Raw genomic sequence first — 22,882 nt, 5'->3', positions numbered from 1 at the left:
AATAACTAGACCCCTTCTTTCAAAAGGGATGTGTAAGCCTAATGAATGCTTTCCATACATATACATTTTCTTATCAATCTGTTTTACCTCCGTTATTTATTTTTAAATTCGGTTAAATAGTTTGTCTATTTCGTTTTTAATCTGTTGATTGGGCGCAACTTTATAAAATTCCTCAAGTAGATCTAACGATGTTGGTTTTTTAGGGTTTTGATTATTTAAAAGGAAATTTTTAAGTGCCAAATTTACTTTATGCTCTCCCAATACTTCAGATAGCTCTACCATGACAATTGCTCCTTTAGAATAAGCAATATGAGAGTTTCCGTTAGTCACTTTATAGAGTGGTTGGTTTTCATATAATCCTTTTTCACTATCATAGATTTGTTGATGAATTTGTAAACGTTCCATCATTTTTTCTTTGCCATACATCTTTTTATACAGCATCATTTCAGTGTACATTGCCAATGTTTCGGTGAGCATTGAAGCACCTTCTCTATCGTCTGGGTTTATTTGGCTATTTCCCCACCAAAGATGGGAAAGCTCGTGTCCGGCCAACTCATTGATGACATCTTGTTTTTTATCGCTTTGAAGATTCGTATGAAAAATCATATCCTCTGTCATAAAGATGGCTGAAGGATACGCGGTCGCTGCAAATCCTTTGGTAAAAGAAGAAATTTCGGCAAAATTGATGCTTTTAAAAGGATATGCTCCAAAATGAGTTATGCAATAATCCAATGCAAGTTTAGCATTATCAAGTAAGTGGGCTACATTTTCAAAATGGTTTTTGGTGTAAAACACATTGACATCTATGTTTTTGTGCTGAATCGTTTTATGTTCGTATACAGCGGATGACACCGCAAATCGAAAAGGAATATTTTTAGCTTTATAGTTGAAATAATTTCTATTAGCATCAGACCATTGTTTTACTAAATCGCCCGTTGCTATGGCAGTTTGTGAAGTTTCTGTAGAAACGGTCATATTCAAATTGATAAAATCGTTCTTGAAAACTTCTGGCGCTTCCAACTTCTTTACTTCTAAAGCTTTCCCTAATTGAAATTCTTTGCGCGTTTGTTCGTCTTCAATTGCGCGATCCTTCTGATAACCAATAGATGGAAAATAATTGCTAATTCGCATAAACGATCCATTTTCTACAATGGCATTAAAAGATTGATGGCCATTTACAGCAAACCATTTGTATGTTATAGTGAAGTTTAAACTTGATTTTTCATTAGATTGTAATGGGTATTTCAATTTTACTTCAGTTTCCTGCACATCTATTTTCAAACGCTCATTCGTGCCTCTAAACAAAGCGGATTCAATTTGTAAATCGGGATGAAAATTGACCAATATTTTATCAATAGGTTTTTCGGTTTGATTCTCTAGAATATATTCCCCTTGAATTTGATATGCATTCTCGGAGGGATATAGTTGAACTTCAGTAGTCACATCGGTAATGGTGGGTTGTGGCATCATTTCGTAGCCACGTAAATCTTTTTCATAATTCACAGCATTTACAATTAACTTTTCGTCATCTTTAGGCACATACCCTTTCATGAATTGAATTCCGCTAACAACACCCAAAACCACTAAAACAGAGACGAAAATAGACTTTCTAATATGCCACATTTTTGTCCTTAAAAAATCATTAAGTAACCATAATAAAGAGATGAAGCCGAGCCCGAATAAAAGCCGTTGAGAGAAAGCAGAACTATAAACTCCATAACCGTTAAAATCGCTGAAATTACCTTTAAAGCCTGAAAAAATTTGTAATAATGGATAAGGAAGAATTGTTTTGGATAATGGAGTTGCTAACGCAAAAACCGCTACCGTTGAAACGCCTAAAGCAACGTATCGATTACTGATAGAATCGTTTATCAACAACAAAAAGGCAGTAAAAAGAAGTAAAGGTGCTGTATTAAAGATAATTACCCCTAAATACGCATTCCAATCAATATGAAGGTAATTGTAGCTGAATTGAAATATCAATCCTTCGGAAATTAGCAGTACAGTAAAAAAGCACGCTAAAACGCTGACTGAAACTAAATGCCCCTTCATCTTACTTTTGGAAAAATAAGAGCTTTTTTCAATCAAATTGAAGCCAGAAGAATGACTTCTCCAATACACATCATTAATGAAATAGACCAAAATCAATAACCCGAATAAATGAAAGTTTTCAGAAATCGATGTAGCCAAAAGTCCAGAACTCGCATATTTTCCTGGTAATCGAATGCCTTTATCTATTTCGGCGTACATTTCCATTCCTATATAAAACATTAGAAGTATGGAGACGGCAACAATAGTGACACTTTTAAAGAGATAAATTAAATCTATTTTCGCAAAAGACAGCACCGATTTAAAACTTGCAAAATCTCCAAAATAAAGTTGAGGATTTTTGACTTTTTTGGGTGTTGTTATGAAATTTGTCGCATCTATCCCTATTTTTTTAGGGGCTCTTTTACCCTTCTTTCTGGAAAAAGAAAATAATCGATAACTCATCCATAGAAAGAATCCTGATATGAGAACGATTACAAATCTGTTTATTAATAGCAATCCGAACAACGGAACAATAAATTCATTCTTTTGTTGTACTGAAAATGTTCTTGCTTCAAAAAAATAAGCTGACAAACCAAAGGGGTCCAATAGGGCTGAAATTTGTTGTGTTTCTATGGATTGGGGTAAACTACCGGACATAAATGGGGAGTTTGAAAACACTAAAAGCACCATATAAAGGACATAAAGCAATAGGCCGCCTACAACTACCAATAGCTTCTTACGAGTTGCATAGGCTATAAAAAATAAAAAGCTGCAAACTAAGAAACAATTGAGCAATCCGAATAAAAGCAGTGGGTACAAATAGTGCACCGTATTAAAGCCATCTTGCATTTCACTTCCAATCCGCAAATTTTGACCTATGACAAAACCTAAAATAAGCAGTCCAAAACATATAAATGTTTTTAGGAATAGAAGCCCGAATTTCCCATTTAAAAATGACATCTTAGAGACTGGTAGCGCAAAAAAAACACTGTCGAATTTTGCATCCCATTCTTTAAAAAGGAGTTGGTTTGAAAATAAAATGGCAAAAAATATAATCGACAGACTTAACATTCCCATCATAAAACCAATGGTGTACGGGGAATTGAGGTAAATTCCCTCTCCAGCAGTTAGATTAAACCTATTACCGGAAAAGAAACCTAGAAACATTAGAATTAGAGCAGTAAGATAAGTAACCCAATGCCCTGAACCATGCTTTAATTCGAATTGAATTATGGAGTTCATTATTCGTTATTTTGAGAAAGTGCATGAAAATAAACGTGCTCCAACAAAGGTGTTGTGGCTTCAAAATTCTTTGGCCGTTCCATTGAAAATACAGTAAGCTGTAATTGTCTTTCTATTAATTGCTGACTGATAATGTTGAAATTTGATTGATAGAATTCCAATTCATCCTTTTTGATTGACTTTGACCAGATTTTGTTTTCCAGTTTTGAAATCAATTCTTTCGGTTTACCGGATTTTAAAATCTGACCTTTATTCATAATCGTCATTTCCGAACATAAATTCCTTACATCCTCTACCAGGTGTGTGGAGAGAATGACAATTACTTTGGTACTAATGTCATTTAACAAGGTATTGAAGCGGTTACGCTCTTCTGGGTCCAGTCCTGCCGTTGGCTCATCTACAATAATGATTTTTGGTTTTCCCAGTAAGGCTTGCGCCACGCCGAAACGCTGTTTCATCCCGCCGGAAAACGTATGAACCTCCTTATCTTTAAAGTCCCAAAGATTCACCTTCTGCAATAGATATTTAATTTGAGTTGAACGTTCATCATTATTTTTTATGCCCTTCAAAATGGCGATATGGTTTAGAAGGTCATTGGCACTTACTTTTGGATACACCCCAAAGTCTTGAGGTAGAAACCCCAAATTTTTTTTGATATAATTGGGATTCCCAACGATATCAACCTCATTGAATATTATGCTTCCTGACGAGGGGTTTTGAAGCCCTACTATAGTTTTCATCAAAGAAGACTTTCCGGCACCGTTTGGACCTAACAATCCAAACATCCCGTTATTAATCTCCAAAGAAAAATTTTGTATGGCTTGATGTCCATTTTTATAAGTAAGACTAAGATTATTGATTTTTAATGTATTCATTATATTAAACTTCTTTTAAGACATTAATTGACTATTTTCAATGTTGTACCACAATATTTCTTTACCATTTTATGCCCGATTCAGGTTACTTAAATAGGGCAGCTCTGCAAACTTGTTGCTTCGAAACAATAACCAGAATGTTAAAGTCAATTCTCCGATTACCCCAGGAACTATTACCGCCAGTGCAAAAAACGATTCATAATCGGGGTAGTTGAGCAAGAACAATTGGGCAAAGCTATCAACGACATATCCTATGGCCGCAATCATAAGCAGTACTCCGAGCCATTTGGGAACAGCACTTGATCTCCAAACCAAATACGCCAAAAGTGCGAGATGAAAAGCAAAAAATAACAATCCGATTAACCATATATTGTTGAAATCGTTGAGCAGGTTTATAACCTTGGTTTCCAAAAATTGGTTATGTACAGTTATGGAATCAATTGATGTTACGATATGAAATACTGCTATAAGATGGTATAGTGCAACGCCAAAAATTAGAACATTTATCAACCTAAGGGTCGAGGCCATTAACGTAAATTCCCAGCTTACCGACCGAAACAATTTGTACAATCCCCAAACTAATACCAAATCAAAAATCAACATAATTACGAATCCGAAAATTGCCAGTTCGAAAGCTGATTTTTCTGTTGATAAATTAATAACTGTCAATGTTGGATTTTCGAGCTCAACCAATCGTACCAATACAAAAAAGTTTGCGTAAATCCCTGTAATGAAAATGATGAGGTAGGCAATCCCCGATAGTTTTGATATTCGCTTTAGATCTTTCATAAACTCTCTCTAATTTTGATTAATCCATTCTACGGATAATTGATTATGGTTATAAAATGAATTAACTCATATCATTTTGATAACCAGACACAAATCTACCTTCAACTCCTAATTTATTTCTTAATCTACCTTAAGTTTTTAAAGAAACCTTCCCAATAATTTTGAGTCATCAATAAATAGAACATGAACCAAAACATCAACATAATACTGGCTATTGTAGGGGGAATATTTTTGGCCATGCAAGGTGGATTCAATGCACAGCTAGGTGTTCAACTTAGAAATCCATTAATGGCGTCATTGGTAGCTTTCTTTTTCAGTATGGTTTTCGCTTTACTCATGGTAATATTGAGCCTCAAAAGCTTACCCAAAGTATCGGTACTGTTCGGTATACCCAAATATTTATGGTTTACTGGGGCACTTTTTAGTGTAATTGGTATTTGCCTTTATTATTACACAATTCCAAAACTGGGCATATCAACTATGATATCACTCGGTTTGTTTGGTCAACTTCTATTTTCGGCGATCGCGGGTCATTATGGTTGGTTTGGGATGCCTCAAGAACCAATGGAATTTAAAAAGATTCTTGGTGTGGTGACCATGTGTATTGGCATATTTCTAATCAAAGAGAGCTAAACTATAAGGAGTAATTGAAAATAAGAATCTTAAAACAAATATTATGCGACTATTAGAAAATCTAAAATGGCGTTACGCCACTAAAAAATTTGATCCGTCTAAAAACATAAGCGATAAAGACCTTGAAAGGCTGAAGGAAGCTATACAATTGTCGGTTTCATCGTACGGCCTGCAATTGTATAAGGTACTGGTCATTGAAAATAAAAAAATAAGAAAGCTACTTAAAAAGGCTTCTTGGAATCAGTCACAGATAACGGATGCTTCACATTTATTTATTTTCTGTAATTATACTAAAAGAAGTGAAAGGCATATTGATGATTATATTCAAGCAACAGCCAAAATCCAAGGAGCACCTTTGGATAAGCTTTCTGTCTATGGCGATTTTATCAAAGAAAGCTTATCGCAAAAAACTGATTCGGAATGGACTAGTTGGTCAGAAAAACAGACCTATTTGGCTTTGTCAAACCTTCTAATGGCCTGTGCGGAATTAAAAATTGATGCATGTCCCATGGAAGGGTTTGAATCAGACAAGTACAATGAAATTTTAGAACTAAAAGAGAAAGGCCTGAATGCAGCTGTGATAGCCCCAGTCGGTTTTAGATCAGAAGAAGATTATACTCAATTTAGGGAAAAAGTCAGAAAGTCTAAAGAGCTGCTTTTCCAATCTTTATAAACAATCTTGATCTTTCAAAGGACCAAGTTGAAAAATTCGATTTCCTTTGTATTGGGTAGCGGAATAGAATTTTGGATTTGTAATCTTTAACCTTATGGATTTTGAAAAACCAGAATTATAATATTGAATTTATAAATTTTTAAGTACAACTAAATTTCGCGAAGTGAAATTACCAAAAATACATAGTGTCATTATTTTTCTATTCCTTCTCATTACTATTTTTAGTTTTATGAAATATTCTCAAGATAGAAATGCATCCCTTCGTTTGGAGCTTTTCAGTTCTAACGTAGAACAATCAGTTAACTTTTATAGTAAAATTCTAAATTTTTCCATAGTAGGAGATTCAATAAGTCAATCCTACCAACAAGTGATAAATGGTTCTGTGATTTTAGGAATAGGACCAGATGTTAAATTGCCGGTAGACCATTTTTTAAAATTAAAAGAAAGTGATTCACGCCGTGGAATAGGAGTGGAAATTGTATTAGAAGTTGATAATGTATTGTCTATTTATCAGCGAGTGAAAGGAAGCGGTTACCCAATACGTACCAAATTACAAGAAAGGCCTTGGGGGCTTACCGATTTTAGATTGATTGATCCCGATGGTTATTACATTAGGGTTACCTCGAGAAAGGATTAAAGCAATAGTAGATTAGTCATTAGCATTCAACTTAAAGTTTAAATAATTCATTAGTCTTTTGATGCTTATAGTTTTATAAAAGAATTACTATTTAGTTAGCGATAAGTTTATTGAGTTAAATATTCAAAGGCTAATGCTTTGCTATTATTTAAATATTTTTTTCTCATCAGGATTAAATATGAATCGTTCTGAATCGTTTTACTATCTTTATTATATGAAAGCGTCAAAACGCTGAGAGACATGTCCTTACACGTGTCCTGTTTTAGAAGAAATATTGTAATAATCTGATTTTCAAATGAATGTTGTTAGAGTTCTAACTCTGCAACCCCGACTTAACTAGTTCGTCTAGTTGCATAACGTTGTAGATCTTATGATTTGCAACGTTTTTTGTTTTTAAGTTGTTTAGTCTTGCAAAAGTTAAAAAGTTCATTTAGGTTATTATTTTATATGTGGCACGTCAATACTATTTGAGGTTAGGTCTTTCTGCGTTACATATTTTGGTGATTCATGGTTATAATAATTGTAGAAAACAATAAGGCTTGAATTAAATTTGAAGGTAATTCTACATTTAGTTTTTGTTTGATTTTAGTTAATTATCTGTTTTTCAAACAACTATAGATTTGCCGAAATTATTTCAGTTTTATAATATGATTATTTCATGGAAGTTTTGAATCTAAGATTCATATTCTATTGATTTTTAGTTGCAGCTGACAAGAATTAATTGTGAAACATTTTCTTATATTAGTGGTTTTGATATTATATTGCTGACGATAAATGTGTTCGTACACGCAAACATTTTGATAAACGTTTTGAATTCTGTTATTGTTCAATAGTTGTTAAATCAATAACCAAAACATTGAGTGAAATTTCTATAGTTATTCTACTTGATTGAACTAAACGTATGTCAGTTTGCTTTAACGAGATAGTAGGATTAACTGTTAATTTTTTAGAAAATAATGGTCATCAATACAGTGAAAATTGGGATGAAAATCAAGAATATTTCCGAAAATGATGCTTGAAGGACAAAGATTAAGAACAGAATAGTTGAAATTGTCTAATCATTATAGGATAATGGCAGTGGTATTTTTATACCCTCAAATTAGAAAAGTAGTTTTACAATAGAATGTTTTAACAATTAAATGCGACCAAAATTAATTTAAGAATTATGCTAAATAGACCGTATAATACATCATTTTTTACTTTTATAGTTTGTTTCTTGTTTATACTTTGTATTGGATGTGGTGAGAAAAAGAACTCAAATTATGATGCTATTTCAGAATCTCAAGTAACGCTCACGACTGATAAAAATTCACCAAAAAGGATAAAAGTAATATTCGATACAGATGCCAACAATGAACTTGATGATCAACATGCTTTAGCATATTTACTTTTTAATGAGCATGCTTTTGAAACCATTGGGGTAACTGTTAATGCAACTATTAATGGGGGTGAGCTTAAAAATCATTATGATGAAGCTCAACGAATTTTAAAGTTATGTAATAAAGAAGACATTCCTTTAATAAACGGGGCTGATAAAAGTTATTCAGAAATTGAAAATACAATTGATAAATCAGATTATGATGGTCGCGAAGCTGTTGATTTTATTTTAAATGAAACTAAGAAAGATTCGGTTACCATAATAGCAGTTGGTAAATTAACAAACATAGCTCTTGCGCTAAAAAAGGATTCAACTTTTGCAAATCGTACTAAAATTGTTTGGTTAGGATCTAATTACCCCCATCCTGGTGAATACAATCAAGAGAATGATACAGTTGCAATGAACTACGTGCTTAATAGTTCAATTCCCTTTGAAATGGTAACCGTACGGTATGGTGAACCTTCAGGTACTGATGCGGTGGGAGTAAGTGTGCATGAAATTAATAGTCGAATGCCAGGAAAGGGGCCTATAGCTAAAGAAGCGGTTATCGGAAGGCATGATGGCGTGTTTAATACTTTTGGTGATTATTCTGTTAGTTTGTTTAAAAATATTGAAGCACATGACAATGAAAGTTACACCCGAGCATTATTTGATATGGTTGCTGTGGCTGTTCTGAAAAATCAGAGCTGGGGGAAAACTAGAACTATAGCAACGCCAATTTTAATTGATGGTAAATGGGTGGAACGTCCAAACAATTCCCGTAAAATAGTTTTGTGGGAAGATTTTAATAAAGAGGCACTATTAGCTGATTTTTTTGAAACGATGCAAAAAGCAACTCCAAAAACAAAATAAATGTAATATGTCTAAAATAGTTGTAGTCGGAAGTTCAAATACTGATATGGTTGTAAAAACTGAACGATTTCCTAAACCGGGTGAAACGATTATTGGTGGTGATTTTTATATGTTTTCTGGTGGAAAAGGAGCCAATCAGGCTGTTGCAGCTGCAAGATTAGGAGGCGATGTAAGTTTTATATGTTGTGTTGGTGATGATGTTTTTGGGAAAAATGCCCTTGTTCAATATAAAAATGAAGGCATCGATGTTGATGCCGCGCTAATTAAAAAGGATACAGCATCAGGTGTAGCTTTAATCACTGTAAATGCTTCGGGTGAAAATGAAATTGTTGTCGCTTCCGGCGCAAATGCTCAGTTAAATGCTGCTCACTTAGATGCGGTAGAATCGATATTTTCAACTGCTAAAATAGTACTTACGCAATTGGAAGTGCCAATGGAAACTGTTGAAGCTCTCGCTGAAAAATGTAAAACCAATAAATTGCCATTAATTATTAATCCTGCACCAGCGGCAAAATTATCAGCTGCTATTTTAAAAGGGTTATACTTAATTACCCCCAATGAAACAGAGACTTTTATTTTAACAGGTATTGAAGTTACTGATGTGAAAAGTGCCAAGGTTGCAGGGAATTATTTTTTAGAACAAGGTGTTCAGAATGTTATCATAACAATGGGTAGTCAAGGTGCGTTTTTCATGAATGCTGAAACCAACTTTTTAATGATGCCTCCTAAAGTGAATGCTGTTGATACAACTGCTGCAGGTGATGTTTTTAATGGGGCATTAACTACTGCTTTGGCGCAAGGAGATAATTGGGAAGATAGTATCAAACTTGCAAATAAAGCAGCGGCTTTATCGGTAACAAAATTGGGAGCACAGATATCTGCACCTACACTAGAAGAAATTAAATAAGACTGAACTTATGTTTATAGTAGATTCATATTCCATCGCAGTAATATTTTGTGTCCTAACAATGTTAGCATGGGGTTCTTGGGCGAATACTCAAAAAATGGCGTCATCTAGTTGGCGCTTCGAATTATTTTATTGGGATTATGTTATCGGTATCCTTATTTTTTCAGGTTTACTCGGATTAACATTAGGTAGTTTTGGAGAAGGTGGTCGACCCTTTATAGAAGATATAGGACAAGCAGAAGAGCAGTACATACAACTTGCCTTTATAGGTGGTGTACTTTTTAATTTAGCAAACATTTTACTAGTGGCTTCAATTACCATTGCCGGTATGTCTGTTGCTTTTCCTGTTGGTATTGGTTTGGCATTGGTAATAGGGGTTGTCGTAAATTATATAGATTCACCAGTTGGTAATTCTACATTATTATTTGGCGGTGTAGCTTTAATTGTTATTGCCATGCTACTAAATGCAAAGGCTTATTCTAAACTTTCTAGTAGTAAAGGTAGTTTGCCAACAAAAGGACTTGTACTTGCTGTAGTTGCTGGATTATTGATGGGCTTCTTTTACAAATATGTAGCTAATTCGATGTTTTTAAATTTTGATATTCCTGAACCCGGAAAATTAAGTCCGTACACAGCAGTTTTTATTTTTTCAATAGGTGTTTTGGCAAGTAACTTTATTTTTAATTCAGTATTAATGAAAAAGCCATTTGAAGGACAGCCCATTCAGATATCTCAATATTTCAAAGGCAGTAGTAGAAATCATGCTATTGGAATTCTTGGAGGAATGATTTGGTGTTTGGGGATGTCTTTTAGCATATTGGCGTCTGATAAAGCTGGGCCAGCAATTTCTTATGGCTTAGGGCAAGGAGCTACTGTAGTAGCCGCATTATGGGGAATTTACATTTGGAAAGAGTTTAAAGGAGCTCCAAAAGGCGTTTCATCAATGCTCAATATAATGCTTGTGCTGTATGTAATTGGACTAGCATTAATTATAATGGCCCGATAAATTAAGAGCTACTTAATGAAACTAACATATTAAAGAAATTAAAATTTGAGTGAGATAGTTGAACAATTAAATGTTATTGAATTAACACAAAAGCTTATTAGTTTTAATACTATTAACCCCCCAGGTAACGAAGGAGGATTAGCAGTATATATTGGTGAACTATTATTGAAAAATGGTTTTGAAGTAGATTATCCTATTTATGCAAAAGACCGTTTACAATTAGTTGCAACTAAAGGTCTATCCATAGATAAACCTCCAATACTATTTACAGGTCATTTAGATGTGGTTCCTTTAGGTGCAAATGAATGGACAAAAGATCCTTTTGCAGGAGAGATTATTGATAATAAACTTTATGGTAGAGGTTCTACAGATATGAAAGCTGGTGTTGCTGCTATGATTGTTGCGGCAATAGAAACTTACCGATATGATTCTCCTAAAGGTGGTATAAAGCTTGTTTTTACAGCAGATGAAGAATTGGGTTGTAATGGTGCTCAGCATTTGTGCCAAAGTGGTTATGATTTAGGAGAGGCTAGTGCAATGGTTGTTGGTGAACCTACCGGAAATCTTCCATTTATTGGTCATAAAGGAGGATTATACTTAAACGCATACACCAAAGGTATAACCGCGCATTCATCTATGCCTGAATTAGGTGATAATGCTATTTATAAAGCCTCGCGGGCTATTGTTAAAATCGAAGACTTAAAATTTGAAGCTCCAAAAGATGAGTTATTAGGATATCCGACCATTAATGTTGGCAGAATTGAAGGTGGATTAAACTTAAATTCAGTACCTGATAAGGCTGCATTTACAATTGATGTAAGAACAACTACAGCTTATAAAAATGATAAAGTTTGGATTCGATTAAAAGAATTGTTTGGTGAAGAAGTTTCACTCGAAAAAATTACAGATTTAAACGCTATTTCAACTTCAGAAAAGAATGATTTTATTAAAATCATTTTTGATATTCTCGAGATAGATAGTGCAGATAAGTCCGTTAAAAAGTCTGCTAATTTCTTGACAGATGCTTCGGTATTTATGCCACATTTAAATAACATACCTACAATTATTCTTGGCCCTGGTGAGCCTGAAATGGCGCATCAAACTGATGAGTTTTGCTATGTAGATAAAATAGAAAAAGCCGTTGAAATTTATAACGCAATTATTATTAAAAATAGTACAAAGTAATTATGATAGAATATCCTGAAATTATTGAAAATGAACAGCATTTAGAAGAAATGCTTTCGCAACCTAGTGATGAATTGGTTGAAATGATGAGAACCATTGAAGGTGATTTTATCTTTCTGGGTGTTGCTGGTAAAATAGGTGTTTCAATGGCTCGCATGGCAAAAAAAGCTTGCGACATAGCACAAGTAAATAAAAGATTAGTTGGTGTTGCACGCTTTAGTGACGCTACACAACGTGATCTTTTAGAAGAAAGTGGAATAGAAACTATTAAAGGTGATTTATTGGATATTGATTTTGTAAAAAGTCTTCCTGAAATTAAAAATGTGGTTTTTCTTGCTGGGATGAAATTTGGTACCGATGGTAATGAATCGTTTACATGGGCAATGAATTCATATTTACCGGGCCTGATCGTTGAACGGTTTAAGAACTCTAAAATAGTTGCTTTTTCAACAGGATGCGTTTATCCTTTGGCAACCATAACATCTGGTGGATGTAAAGAAATTGATGCTGCTGGACCAGTTGGAGAATATGCACAATCATGTTTAGGTAGGGAACGACTTTTTGAATTTGGCAGTATTAAAAATAACACTCCGGTAGTAATTATTCGCTTAAATTATGCGGTTGAACCTCGTTATGGTGTGCTTGTAGATATTGCTAGAAAAATATACAATGAAGAAACTATTGATTTAACAATGGGCTATGCTAATGTTATTTGGCAAGGTGATGCTAATGATATGATTCTTAGAAGTATTCAATTTTGTGAAAGTCCTGCGAAACATTTAAATATAAGCGGGCCGGAAATTATATCCGTTGAAGAAGTTGCGAATCGATTAGGTGAGTTACTTGATAAGCCCGTGAAACTTCAAGGTAAACAAGCAGATACCGCTTTATTAATTAATGTAACAGAAAGTCAAAAGATATTAGGCACTAGGAAGGTATCGGTAGACCAGGTTTTGAAATGGACTGCAAGTTGGATAGAAAATGATAATAGACTTTTAGGTAAGCCAACTCATTTTGAAGTTAGAGATGGTAAATATTAGATTCAAATAGTAAATAAATATGGGTGTTATACTTTCAAACGAATTAAAACAAATATTAAATACAGGTACTGTTATTCCAGCAAATCCTACAGCATTAACTAAGGATTTAAAGTTGGATGAACGACGTCTAAGAGCATTAATGCGATACTATCTTGATGCGGGTTCAGGTGGTTTAGCCATTGGTGTTCATACCAGTCAATTCGAGATTCGTGAAGCTGGACTTTATCAGCCCATTCTTGAATTAGGAAAAGAAGAATTAGATGCACATTTTAATAGTTCACAAAAACCAATTATTAGAATTGCTGGTGCCATGGGTAGAACTGAGCAGGCAGTTGCTGAGGCTTCATTGGCTGCAGATTTAGGCTATCATGCTGTATTACTTAATCTATCCGCTTTTAAAGAAGATTCAAACCAAGTATTAATAAATCACTGTAAAAATATAGCTGACATTATACCTGTGATTGGTTTTTACCTGCAACCAACAATTGGCGGAAGATCTTACGATACAGATTTCTGGCGTCAATTTGCGCAGATAGAAAACGTGGTAGCAATTAAAGTTGCTGCTTTTGATCGATATGATACAATTGATGTGATTAGAGGTGTCGCAGCGTCGGGTAGGGCAGACCAAGTTGCTTTATATACTGGTAATGATGATACAATAGTAAATGATTTACTTTCTGAATATAAATTTCCAGTTAATGATAGTATTGTAAAAAAGAGGTTTGTAGGTGGGCTTTTAGGGCATTGGGCAGTTTGGAATAATAAGGCGGTTGAATTATTTAATCGAATTAAAAGTGCCAAGCCAGAAGAAATCTCGGACTTAATTTCTTTGGGAATAAAAATTACTGATGCAAATGCAGCGTTTTTTGATTCTAGAAATAAATTTAAAGGTTCAATTGCTGGTATTCATGAGGTTTTAATTAGACAAGGATTTCTCGAAGCTAATTATACAATAAGTTCACACGAGGTATTGAGTCCGGGTCAAAAAGAAGAAATTGATCGTGTTTATGCTATTTATCCTGAACTTAATGATGATGAATTTGTAGCTGAGAATATTGATCGATGGATGCGTTAGTGCATTAAAACAACGAGTAAAAAACTAAACTAAAACTAATGCACTTATTAAATAAGATTAAATCAGGTCTTGGAGCTATTGGCCCAGGATTTATTATTGCGGCGGTGGCATTGGGCCCCGGAAGTATTACTGCTGCATCAAAAATAGGTGCTACTCAAGGCTATAATTTTTTGTGGGCTATTTTACTGGCGGGTATTTCAATGGCTGTATATACAGGTATGAGTACAAGATTTGCGGTCTTGAACAAACAATCAATTTTAAGTGTTATTGCAGATAAATATGGCAGATGGTTCTCCTATGCTATCGGTATAAGTTCATTTCTTGCTTCATTGAGTTTTCAATTCGGAAACAATTTAGGTGTAGGTATGGGTATGGAATCTATAACTGGAATTGATGTGAGAATTTGGCCAATCATTTTTACAATTTTGGCAATTGTTTTAATTTTCTATGCGCAAAACCTGTATGCAACTTTAGAGAAGTTGATGATGTACATTGTAATGCTTATTATCATAGCGTTTATGGTGAATTTGGTTTTTGTAAAACCTGATTTGTCACAAACAGTTTCAGGCTTTATTCCGAGCGGATTTTCAATGGAATACATCAGTGAACTTGCAGCAATAGTAGGAACAACTTTTGTTTTGAGCAGTGCCTTATATCAATCTTATTTAATTCAGAAAAAAGATTGGAAAGTTGTTGATATGAAAAAAGCGATTCGAGCATCTAATTCTGGAGTGTTTTTACTGGCTTTGATGTCTGTGCTAATTATAATGACCGCCGCGGCAAGTTTAAAACCTATGGGTATTCAAATTAATTCAGCTGCTGACATGGCTTTGCAATTAGAATTACTATTGGGCAATTACGCAAAATATATTTTTGCTATTGGTTTTTTAGCGGCTTCTTTTTCTTCACTATTAGTAAATGCTGTAATTGGTGGGGGTTTACTAGCAGATGGTTTAGGTATGGGGCAAACTATGGATAAAAAAATGCCAAAGGTTTTTACTATCGTCATTCTAATTGCAGGTATGGTTATAGCAACTTTTGTTGCAAGCGGATTAAGTAGCCCCGTATATTCTTTGATTTTAGCACAATCTTCATCTATGATTGCTGTACCATTAATTGGAATTGGTCTTTTGTTGATTGTGAACAGAAAAGATGTTATGGGTAAATTTAAAAACACAATCACACAAAATATCATGGCGGTTATTGGCTTGTTTTTATTGTGCGTTTTAGTCTATATCATGTACGGGAAACTGATAAGCTATTTTGCAAACATATAAATAGATTTTGAGAACAAATTCATCAATAATAGGGTATAAGTTATGGAGAAGACAAGGATTATAAATTACAATAGACGCAATTTTATCCAAAATGTAACTATAGCAAGTGCAGGTTTGAGTATAATTCCCAGTAGTATTTATGCAAATATTTCTTCATCTAAAAAAATAATAAAAGTAGGAATGATTGGACTCGATACTTCGCACAGTATTGAGTATACAAAATTATTAAATGATCCAAATGCACCTGAAGAAATTGCAGGTTTTCCTGTTGTAGCTGCGTATCCTTTAGGTAGCTCAACAATTGAATCTAGTTTTAGTCGTATTCCAAAATATACCAAAGAGATGGAGGAAATGGGCGTGAAAATAGTTGATTCTCTATCAGAACTCTTGAACCAAGTTGATGTTATTCTACTTGAAAGCAATGATGGCGGTGTTCGTCTTGAACAAACATTAGAAGTGCTTAAGAAAGGTAAACCTATGTTTGTTGATAAACCTGTAGCAGCAACTTTTGCTGATGTAAGCAAAATATATAAAGCTGCTGAAAAATATAAGGTACCCATGTTTTCTTCTTCGTCTTTACGATTTTTAAAAAATGCAGATGCCATTAGAAACAAAAATAGTATTGGCAAAGTAATGGGAGCAACAACATATAGTCCGTGTTATATTGAACCCAGTCATACCGATTTATTTTGGTACGGTGTGCATGGTGTAGAATTATTGTTTACGGTAATGGGCACTGGTTGTAAAAGTATCCGAAGAGATTATACAGAAGACAGCGATATTGTTTATGGTACTTGGCAAGATGGTCGAGTGGGAGTATATCGAGGACGGCCACATTGGGAAATTGGTTTTGGAGGCATTGCTTTCGGTGAAAAAGGAAATTTAACCATGGGTCCGCATAATGGATATACTACTATTGTTAAAGAAATTGTAAGTTTTTTTAAAACGCATGAAGCGCCAGTATTACCACAAGAAACTTTAGAAATATATGCTTTTATGGAAGCTGCTGATGAGAGCAAGCGAAATAATGGTGCAACAATTTTATTAGACCAGTATTTTCACGTGTAGAACTTCATATGATTAAGATTAAAACTAGCTTAAAAGATATTACATTGAACAAACCAAATTTCATACTAGGACTTCTTATAATAGGTACATTTTTATTAATAACGGCTTGTAAAAATGACATCAAAAAAATCGAAGTAAATGAAGGAGTAGCCGTCGACGAGTCATTGGTTGAGTATATGAAAAATTTTGAAGGTGTAGGTGCACTCTCTGATGATTCAGATCCTACACCGCCGCTAACAGCATTGAATAATTTTAAACTTTTATCAGATCTAAAGCTAGACTTAGTTTTGTCGGAACCACAAATTAATCAACCTGTAGAATTAAACTTTGATCATAGAGGTAGACTCTGGGTAGTGCAATACACGCAATATCCATATCCAAAAGGTTTAAAAGTTATGGGAATGGATAACTATTTAAGAGTTAAATATGATACCGTGCCATTACCACCACCAACTGGTGTAGCAGGTGCTGATAAAATTTCCTTTTTCGAAGATACAGATGGAGATGGTTTTTATGATAAAGAGACAAATGCTATTTCAGATTTGAATATAGCAACTAGTGTAACCTTTGGTAGAGGGAAAATTTGGGTTTTAAATCCACCTTATTTGTTAGCGTATCCAGATGCAGAAGGTGATGGTTTACCTGACGGAAATCCGAAAGTTCATTTAGATGGTTTCGGACTAGAAGATACACATGCTGTTGCGAATAGTCTACGTTGGGGTCCTGATGGATGGCTATATGGTGCAACGGGTAGTACTGTAACAAACAATATTAATTCTAAAAATTCTAAGAATGTGTTTTTTCAAGGACAGGCCATTTGGCGTTATCACCCTGAAACAGAAGTGTTTGAGGTTTTTGCGGAAGGTGGGGGAAATACGTGGCATGTCGAAATGGATGAAAAAGGACGAATTTTCTCTGGTCATAATGGTGTAACTCGTGGTATGTATTTTAAACAAGGTGCCTATTATGGAAAAAATTGGGGTAAACACGGAGATTTAACAAATCCCTATGCTTTTGGTACTTTGAGTGACATGAAAATGACCGGAGAAGAAATTCGGTTTACCCATGCTTGGATAAAATATGAAGGTGGCTCGCTACCAGAAAAGTATAATGACAAAGTATTTTCACTTAACTCACTTCAAAATTATGTACAATTAAGTAGTATTGAGCATGATGGGTCAACCTTTATGACCCATGATATAGAAAGAGTTTTAGAAACAGAAGATCAATGGTTTAGACCAGTAGATATTAAAACTGGGCCTGATGGTGGCGTTTATATGGCTGATTGGTATGACAGCAGATTGTCCCATGTTGATCCAAGAGATACTTGGGATAAGTCAACTGGCCGAGTATACCGTATTCAAGGAGAAAACAAAAAAGGCCTTCAAAGTTTTGATATAAGTACCTATTCTAATGAGCAGCTTATTGAACTCTTATCAAATAAAAATAAGTGGTTTAGGCAACAAGCACAACGGCAATTTGGTGATCGTAAAAATGCTTCGGTAGTTTCTAAACTTAAATCTTTATTAGATTCTACTAATCCACAGACTGCTCTTGAGGCACTATGGGCCATAAATGTGAGTGGTTATTTTGATGAACAAGTAGCAAGTACTTGTCTTGCTCATAAAGATCCTTTTGTGAGAATGTGGGCGGTTAGATTGATTGGCGATTCTAAAAATACTTCAGATGTAATCGGAAAACAAATGCTGCAAATGGCTAAAAATGAGCCAAATGTTGAGGTAAGAAGTCAATTGGCCACTTCTGCTAAAAGACTTCCTGTTATGATATCCCTTCCTATTATTAAAGAATTGTTAGGTAATCAAAAAGATAACTTGGATCCAGATATTCCTATGTTATTATGGTGGGCACTTGAGTCTAAATTTGAAAACAATCAAAAAGATATTATTGAGCTTTTTAGTGATTCACGCCTATGGTCTAAGCCAATTGTTCAAAATTATATTCTAGAGCGCTTAATGCGAAGATTAATTTTAGAGGGTACTAATGAAGATTTAGAAGCTGCTACTTTTTTATTTAAAAATTTACCCTCAAAAAAACAAGCTAAACCTTTATGGACGGGTCTACAAGAGGGCATGTTGGGTAAAGATATGTCTTCGTTGCCCGAACATTTAATAAACGCAATTCAGCCCTATGTTGGTATGTTTGGCAATGCTCCCTTGAGTTTCGATATAAGTCAAAAGAAGCAAATAGCTATTGACAATGCATTAAAAATAATAGCTAATAAAAATGAAGATGTTGAGAATAGATTAGCATACATAAAACTTATTGGTGATTCAAAAATTGAAAAATCAGTTTCTGTATTTTTAAATACCATGCGCGATAGAAGCTATCGTGTTTCAATTAGAGCGGCATGTTTAAAAGCATTAACGAATTTTAATGACCCTGAAATTAGCGCGCAAGTACTTGATATTTACCCCATAGATTTAAGAAGTGATGAATCATTAAAAACTGAGGCTTTATATTTATTCGCTAGTCGCGCTTCGTGGGCTAAAAACTTTCTGCACTTAATAGAGGTGAAAAAGAAGGTGCCTGTTGAAGACGTACCCGAACAATTAGTACGTCAAATGTTACTTTTAAATGATACAACAATTGCAAAAACTATTAAGAGTTTATGGCCAAATGTAGGTCCTGCATCTTCAGAGGATAAAAATAAACGTATGGCGGAAATACTTACTATTCTCAATAATGGCCAAGGAAATGAAATTAATGGTAAAGCCCTTTATACTAATACATGTGCAATGTGTCATAAACTATTTGATGAAGGTGGTGAAATAGGCCCAGATTTAACAGGCTATGATAGAAACAATAAAAAATATATGGTTTTCAATGTTGTAGATCCTAGTGCGGATATTAGAGAAGGTTATGTAAATTATCAGATTAAATTAAAAGATGGCCGAACGGTCACAGGTACGTTGGTTGAAAAAAGTAATAAGGCAATAACTTTAAAATCATTTGGTGGTGAATTATCGACTTTTGCAACCAATCAAATTGAAGAAATGAGTCCTAATGAATTATCAATAATGCCAGAGCGCCTAGTTGATAATATGACTGATCAAGAGCTACGAGACTTGTTCGCATATATTTCAAAGAATTAAAGTGCCATTTATGAAAAGAAATGCCTTTACTATACTTTTTATGATTTTTTTGATGTCTACTAATTTATCACGGGCACAAGATAATTTTAGTAAACCAAGAACCATAATAACAACAGATGGTGAAATTGATGATGTAGATTCTTTTATTCGCATGCTTTTATATGCTAATGAATTGCAAATTGAAGGCTTGGTTATTAGTAGTTCTATGTGGCATTGGAAAGGTGATGGTAAGGGTACAACGTTTATTTCAGAAATGGAAATGACTAAAGAAATGTACGGTGAACGAACAAATTTAAGGTGGGTTGGTACCGAATGGATGTTTCCTCTTTTAGATGCTTATGATAAAGTCTATCCGAAGTTATCTGAGAATGCGGAAGGCTATCCTACTGCTGAGTATTTGAAGAGTATTGTGAAAGTTGGTAATATCGATTTTGAAGGTGAAATGTCAAAAGATACTGAAGGTTCTGATTTTATTAAATCTATACTTTTAAATAATAATAATGAGCCAATTTATTTGCAAGCTTGGGGTGGGAATAATACAATTGCAAGGGCTTTGTTTTCAATTGAAGAAGAATTTTCAGATTCGCCTTCCTGGCAAAAAATCCATAAAAGTGTTAGTGAGAAAACTATTATTTATAATATTTTGGATCAAGACATTACTTTAGAAAAGTATATTAGTAAAAAATGGCCTAACATTAAAATACTTAATAATCTCAATCAATTTTGGTCGGTTGCCTATAATTGGAAAAAAGAGGTGCCTAAAGATTTTCATCCTTTCTTAGAAGGTGATTTTATGGATGAACATATTATTAATAATCATGGGCCGTTGACTAAAATGTATTATGCATATGGTGATGGACAAAAACTTGAAGGAGATGAAACTCATACCCATGGTGATACTACTAAAATGAAAAATACTTTTTGGGGTGATTTTGAAAAATATGATTTTATCTCAGAAGGTGATTCTCCTGCATTTTTACACTTAATAGAGGTAGGGTTAGATAATTTGAAAAACCCTAGTAATGGTGGGTGGGGAGGAAGATTAGAACAGTCTAAAATACATCCGAATCGTTGGGAAGACAATAATAAGGTTTTTGACTATAATCCATATACTAAAAAATTAGATTTGGCTTATCCGCAAAGTCGTTGGATGAAAGCATTACAATTAGATTTTGCAGCAAGAGCTGATTGGTGTATTAAAAATTATGCAGATGCAAATCACCCACCAGAAGTAAAAATAGAGCAGGGGAATCAATTAATTGTTCCTTCAGGAAAAACTATAAAATTAAAAAGTTTGGCTTCTGATCCAGATGGCGATAAAATTACTTATAAGTGGTGGCAATATCTAGAACCTGGCACTTATTCAGGTTTAGTTAAAATATCAAAACCTAATAAATCAAAGACCAAAATCACTTTTGGTGAAGATTTGAAAAAAGGAGAAACTGTGCATGTAATCTTGGAGGTAACTGATTCTCAATTTCCAAATTTAACAAGATATCAAAGAGTGATACTTACAGGAGAATAACTGAATTTAAGAATGAAAATAATTATCAGTATCATTATTATTGATAATTATTATGGATTGCCAATCAAAAAACCTACTAATTACGGCAACGACATAATTACAAATGTAGATAACATAACTAATGGTTTTAAGATATTTAATAGTCATTGTAGTAGTTGTCATTCTTTTAAAAGTAAAGTTATTGGCCCTAATTTAAGTGGGGTATCAAGAACGGTAACAACTAAATGGTTAAAAAGTTTTATTACCGACTCTGCAAACGGTCTTAAAAACCCAATTCCCGAAAAAATTACTGCTTCAGGAATGTCAATGAATTTAGAGTTTATAACACAAGTACCAGCAACTAGTACAGACTTCCCCCTAACCCGTATCAATAAAATGGGCTATTAAAATAGCTCTGGCAGATTTTTTATGAATGACCTTAGGGGATACATGTATGAAATTACAAATGGTAGGATTACATTATATATGAATCTCGAAGAAAAGTATCCTATATTTTTATCAAAAAGTAGGCATAGGTTCTGGTTTCTGAAGTTCCGCCTTTCATCCTGATTATATGAATAATGGACTATTTTATGCAACACATACCGAATTGCCAGCAGAGAAAATCGCTGATTTTCAATTGCCAGAAGATATAAAAGCCAAAGTGCAATATGTTTTAACAGAATGGCACGTTTCTGATAAAAATGCATTAGTTTTTGTAGGTAGTAGTAGAGAAATAATGCGGATTGATTTTGTAACTGAAGGTCATGGAGTTCAAGAAATCGCTTTTAATCCAAGAGTGGAAATGGGCGATATTGATTTTGGTAAGCTTTATATGTGTATTGGCGATGGTGCTGCAGTTCAGTTAGGCTACCCACAAGTTGTTGACCAACCTGGAATTTTTTTGGAGTACTATAATACGCGTAGATCCATTGGGTAATAATAGTGAAAACACTAAATATGGTATTCCTGTTGATAATCCTTTTATTAATTCCCCAAATAAAATGGGCGAAATATGGGCGTATGGTTTTAGAAATCCAAACAGACTGGCATGGGATTATTATGGGAGACTTTTATCTTCTGATTTGGGGCAAACGAATATTGCAGAGATAAACTTGGTAGAAACTGGCGGTTTTATGGCTGGCCGATTTGTGAAGGTAGTTTTGTTCTAGAACCGGCGGCGAATTTGGATGTAGTTTATCCATTACCTGAGAATGATACTGATTTTGGAATCACCTATCCTATAATCGAGTATGATTACGATGAAGGATCAGCAATTTTCGGTGGGTATATAGCAAACAATAAAGAGTTGAAGGATAAGTATATTTTTGGTGATATTCCTGCAGGTCGAATAATTATTGCTGATATTAATAACCCTTTAAATTCTAGTATTCAAGAATTGGATGTTATGGTTATTAATAAAATTACAGATTTATATATATTAACTAAAAGTAATCGTGTTGATTTGAAATTCAGTTTGGATTCGAAAGGTATATTATATGTTTTTACTAAAGCTGATGGTCAATTTAAAGGGTTAAAAGCATAGTGTCACAATCTCTTTAACGCCAGTACTTATTTAATAAGTATTTCATTAAAA

General features: G+C 34.0%; 20 protein-coding genes. 17 read left to right on the top strand and 3 right to left on the bottom strand.

The genetic code is table 11. The annotated features are described in order from the left end of the window. Window positions 1-102: 102 nt before the first annotated feature. The 3 genes from JQC67_RS16660 to JQC67_RS16650 all read right to left on the bottom strand — a co-directional run bounded on the left by JQC67_RS16660 (window position 103) and on the right by JQC67_RS16650 (window position 4,937). The gene (locus JQC67_RS16660; protein ID WP_203254048.1) at window positions 103-3,273 is read right to left on the bottom strand and encodes a M1 family aminopeptidase; all 3,171 of its coding nucleotides are present in this window, start codon (window positions 3,271-3,273) and stop codon (window positions 103-105) included. Continuing rightward, window positions 3,273-4,148 carry an ABC transporter ATP-binding protein gene (locus JQC67_RS16655; protein ID WP_203254047.1) on the bottom strand — a complete coding sequence of 292 codons (876 nt, stop codon included), beginning with the start codon at window positions 4,146-4,148 and terminating at the stop codon, window positions 3,273-3,275. Before JQC67_RS16655 ends, JQC67_RS16660 begins: the two co-directional genes overlap by 1 nt. Before the next feature lie 69 nt (window positions 4,149-4,217). Beyond that, the gene (locus JQC67_RS16650; RefSeq protein ID WP_203254046.1) at window positions 4,218-4,937 is read right to left on the bottom strand and encodes a DUF4386 domain-containing protein; all 720 of its coding nucleotides are present in this window, start codon (window positions 4,935-4,937) and stop codon (window positions 4,218-4,220) included. Between the two features lie 183 nt (window positions 4,938-5,120). On the opposite strand from JQC67_RS16650, the gene JQC67_RS16645 reads away from it, so the two are divergent. The 17 genes from JQC67_RS16645 (at window position 5,121) to JQC67_RS16565 (ending at window position 22,831) form a co-directional block, all read left to right on the top strand. Then, window positions 5,121-5,570: a DMT family transporter gene (locus tag JQC67_RS16645; protein ID WP_203254045.1), complete on the top strand. Its 450-nt coding sequence runs from the start codon at window positions 5,121-5,123 to the stop codon at window positions 5,568-5,570. 43 nt (window positions 5,571-5,613) lie between these two features. After that, a complete protein-coding gene (locus tag JQC67_RS16640) occupies window positions 5,614-6,243 on the top strand; it encodes an NAD(P)H-dependent oxidoreductase (protein WP_203254044.1) in 630 nt (209 codons plus the stop codon). A gap of 163 nt (window positions 6,244-6,406) precedes the next feature. Beyond that, the gene (locus JQC67_RS16635; RefSeq protein WP_317198380.1) at window positions 6,407-6,880 is read left to right on the top strand and encodes a VOC family protein; all 474 of its coding nucleotides are present in this window, start codon (window positions 6,407-6,409) and stop codon (window positions 6,878-6,880) included. Between the two features lie 1,216 nt (window positions 6,881-8,096). Further along, window positions 8,097-9,110, top strand: a complete 1,014-nt coding sequence (locus JQC67_RS16630) for a nucleoside hydrolase (protein WP_238934881.1) — start codon at window positions 8,097-8,099, stop codon at window positions 9,108-9,110. 7 nt (window positions 9,111-9,117) lie between these two features. After that, window positions 9,118-10,017 (top strand): ribokinase, encoded by a 900-nt coding sequence (gene rbsK / locus JQC67_RS16625; RefSeq protein WP_203254042.1) that lies wholly within the window; start codon window positions 9,118-9,120, stop codon window positions 10,015-10,017. A gap of 10 nt (window positions 10,018-10,027) precedes the next feature. Then, entirely contained in the window at window positions 10,028-11,023 is a 996-nt protein-coding gene (locus tag JQC67_RS16620) for a GRP family sugar transporter (protein WP_238934879.1), read from the top strand. A 45-nt stretch (window positions 11,024-11,068) separates the two neighbouring features. Beyond that, window positions 11,069-12,208 carry a M20 family metallopeptidase gene (locus JQC67_RS16615; protein ID WP_203254041.1) on the top strand — a complete coding sequence of 380 codons (1,140 nt, stop codon included), beginning with the start codon at window positions 11,069-11,071 and terminating at the stop codon, window positions 12,206-12,208. A gap of 2 nt (window positions 12,209-12,210) precedes the next feature. Then, a complete protein-coding gene (locus JQC67_RS16610) occupies window positions 12,211-13,248 on the top strand; it encodes an NAD-dependent epimerase/dehydratase family protein (protein ID WP_203254040.1) in 1,038 nt (345 codons plus the stop codon). A gap of 19 nt (window positions 13,249-13,267) precedes the next feature. Beyond that, complete coding sequence (locus tag JQC67_RS16605; RefSeq protein WP_203254039.1) at window positions 13,268-14,323, top strand: dihydrodipicolinate synthase family protein; 1,056 nt, start codon at window positions 13,268-13,270, stop codon at window positions 14,321-14,323. Window positions 14,324-14,361: 38 nt separating this feature from the next. Next, window positions 14,362-15,600, top strand: a complete 1,239-nt coding sequence (locus tag JQC67_RS16600; protein ID WP_203254038.1) for an Nramp family divalent metal transporter — start codon at window positions 14,362-14,364, stop codon at window positions 15,598-15,600. A gap of 42 nt (window positions 15,601-15,642) precedes the next feature. Continuing rightward, on the top strand, window positions 15,643-16,668 hold the full coding sequence (locus tag JQC67_RS16595) for a Gfo/Idh/MocA family protein (RefSeq protein ID WP_203254037.1): 1,026 nt from the start codon (window positions 15,643-15,645) through the stop codon (window positions 16,666-16,668). A gap of 8 nt (window positions 16,669-16,676) precedes the next feature. Then, on the top strand, window positions 16,677-19,781 hold the full coding sequence (locus JQC67_RS16590) for a PVC-type heme-binding CxxCH protein (protein WP_203254036.1): 3,105 nt from the start codon (window positions 16,677-16,679) through the stop codon (window positions 19,779-19,781). 10 nt (window positions 19,782-19,791) lie between these two features. After that, window positions 19,792-21,306, top strand: a complete 1,515-nt coding sequence (locus JQC67_RS16585; RefSeq protein ID WP_203254035.1) for a DUF1593 domain-containing protein — start codon at window positions 19,792-19,794, stop codon at window positions 21,304-21,306. 12 nt (window positions 21,307-21,318) lie between these two features. Beyond that, on the top strand, window positions 21,319-21,693 hold the full coding sequence (locus JQC67_RS16580) for a c-type cytochrome (RefSeq protein ID WP_203254034.1): 375 nt from the start codon (window positions 21,319-21,321) through the stop codon (window positions 21,691-21,693). A 166-nt stretch (window positions 21,694-21,859) separates the two neighbouring features. Continuing rightward, a complete protein-coding gene (locus JQC67_RS16575) occupies window positions 21,860-22,225 on the top strand; it encodes a hypothetical protein (protein WP_203254033.1) in 366 nt (121 codons plus the stop codon). Continuing rightward, on the top strand, window positions 22,218-22,457 hold the full coding sequence (locus JQC67_RS16570) for a PQQ-dependent sugar dehydrogenase (protein WP_203254032.1): 240 nt from the start codon (window positions 22,218-22,220) through the stop codon (window positions 22,455-22,457). Before JQC67_RS16575 ends, JQC67_RS16570 begins: the two co-directional genes overlap by 8 nt. 14 nt (window positions 22,458-22,471) lie before the next feature. After that, window positions 22,472-22,831: a hypothetical protein gene (locus JQC67_RS16565; RefSeq protein ID WP_203254031.1), complete on the top strand. Its 360-nt coding sequence runs from the start codon at window positions 22,472-22,474 to the stop codon at window positions 22,829-22,831. Window positions 22,832-22,882 lie beyond the last annotated feature (51 nt).

The sequence above is a fragment of the Aurantibacter crassamenti genome, assembly GCF_016811105.1.
GTDB lineage: Bacteria > Bacteroidota > Bacteroidia > Flavobacteriales > Flavobacteriaceae > Aurantibacter_A > Aurantibacter_A crassamenti.
The sequence above is the reverse complement of the archived record's forward strand: the minus strand, read 5'-3'. Positions and strand labels throughout refer to the sequence as shown.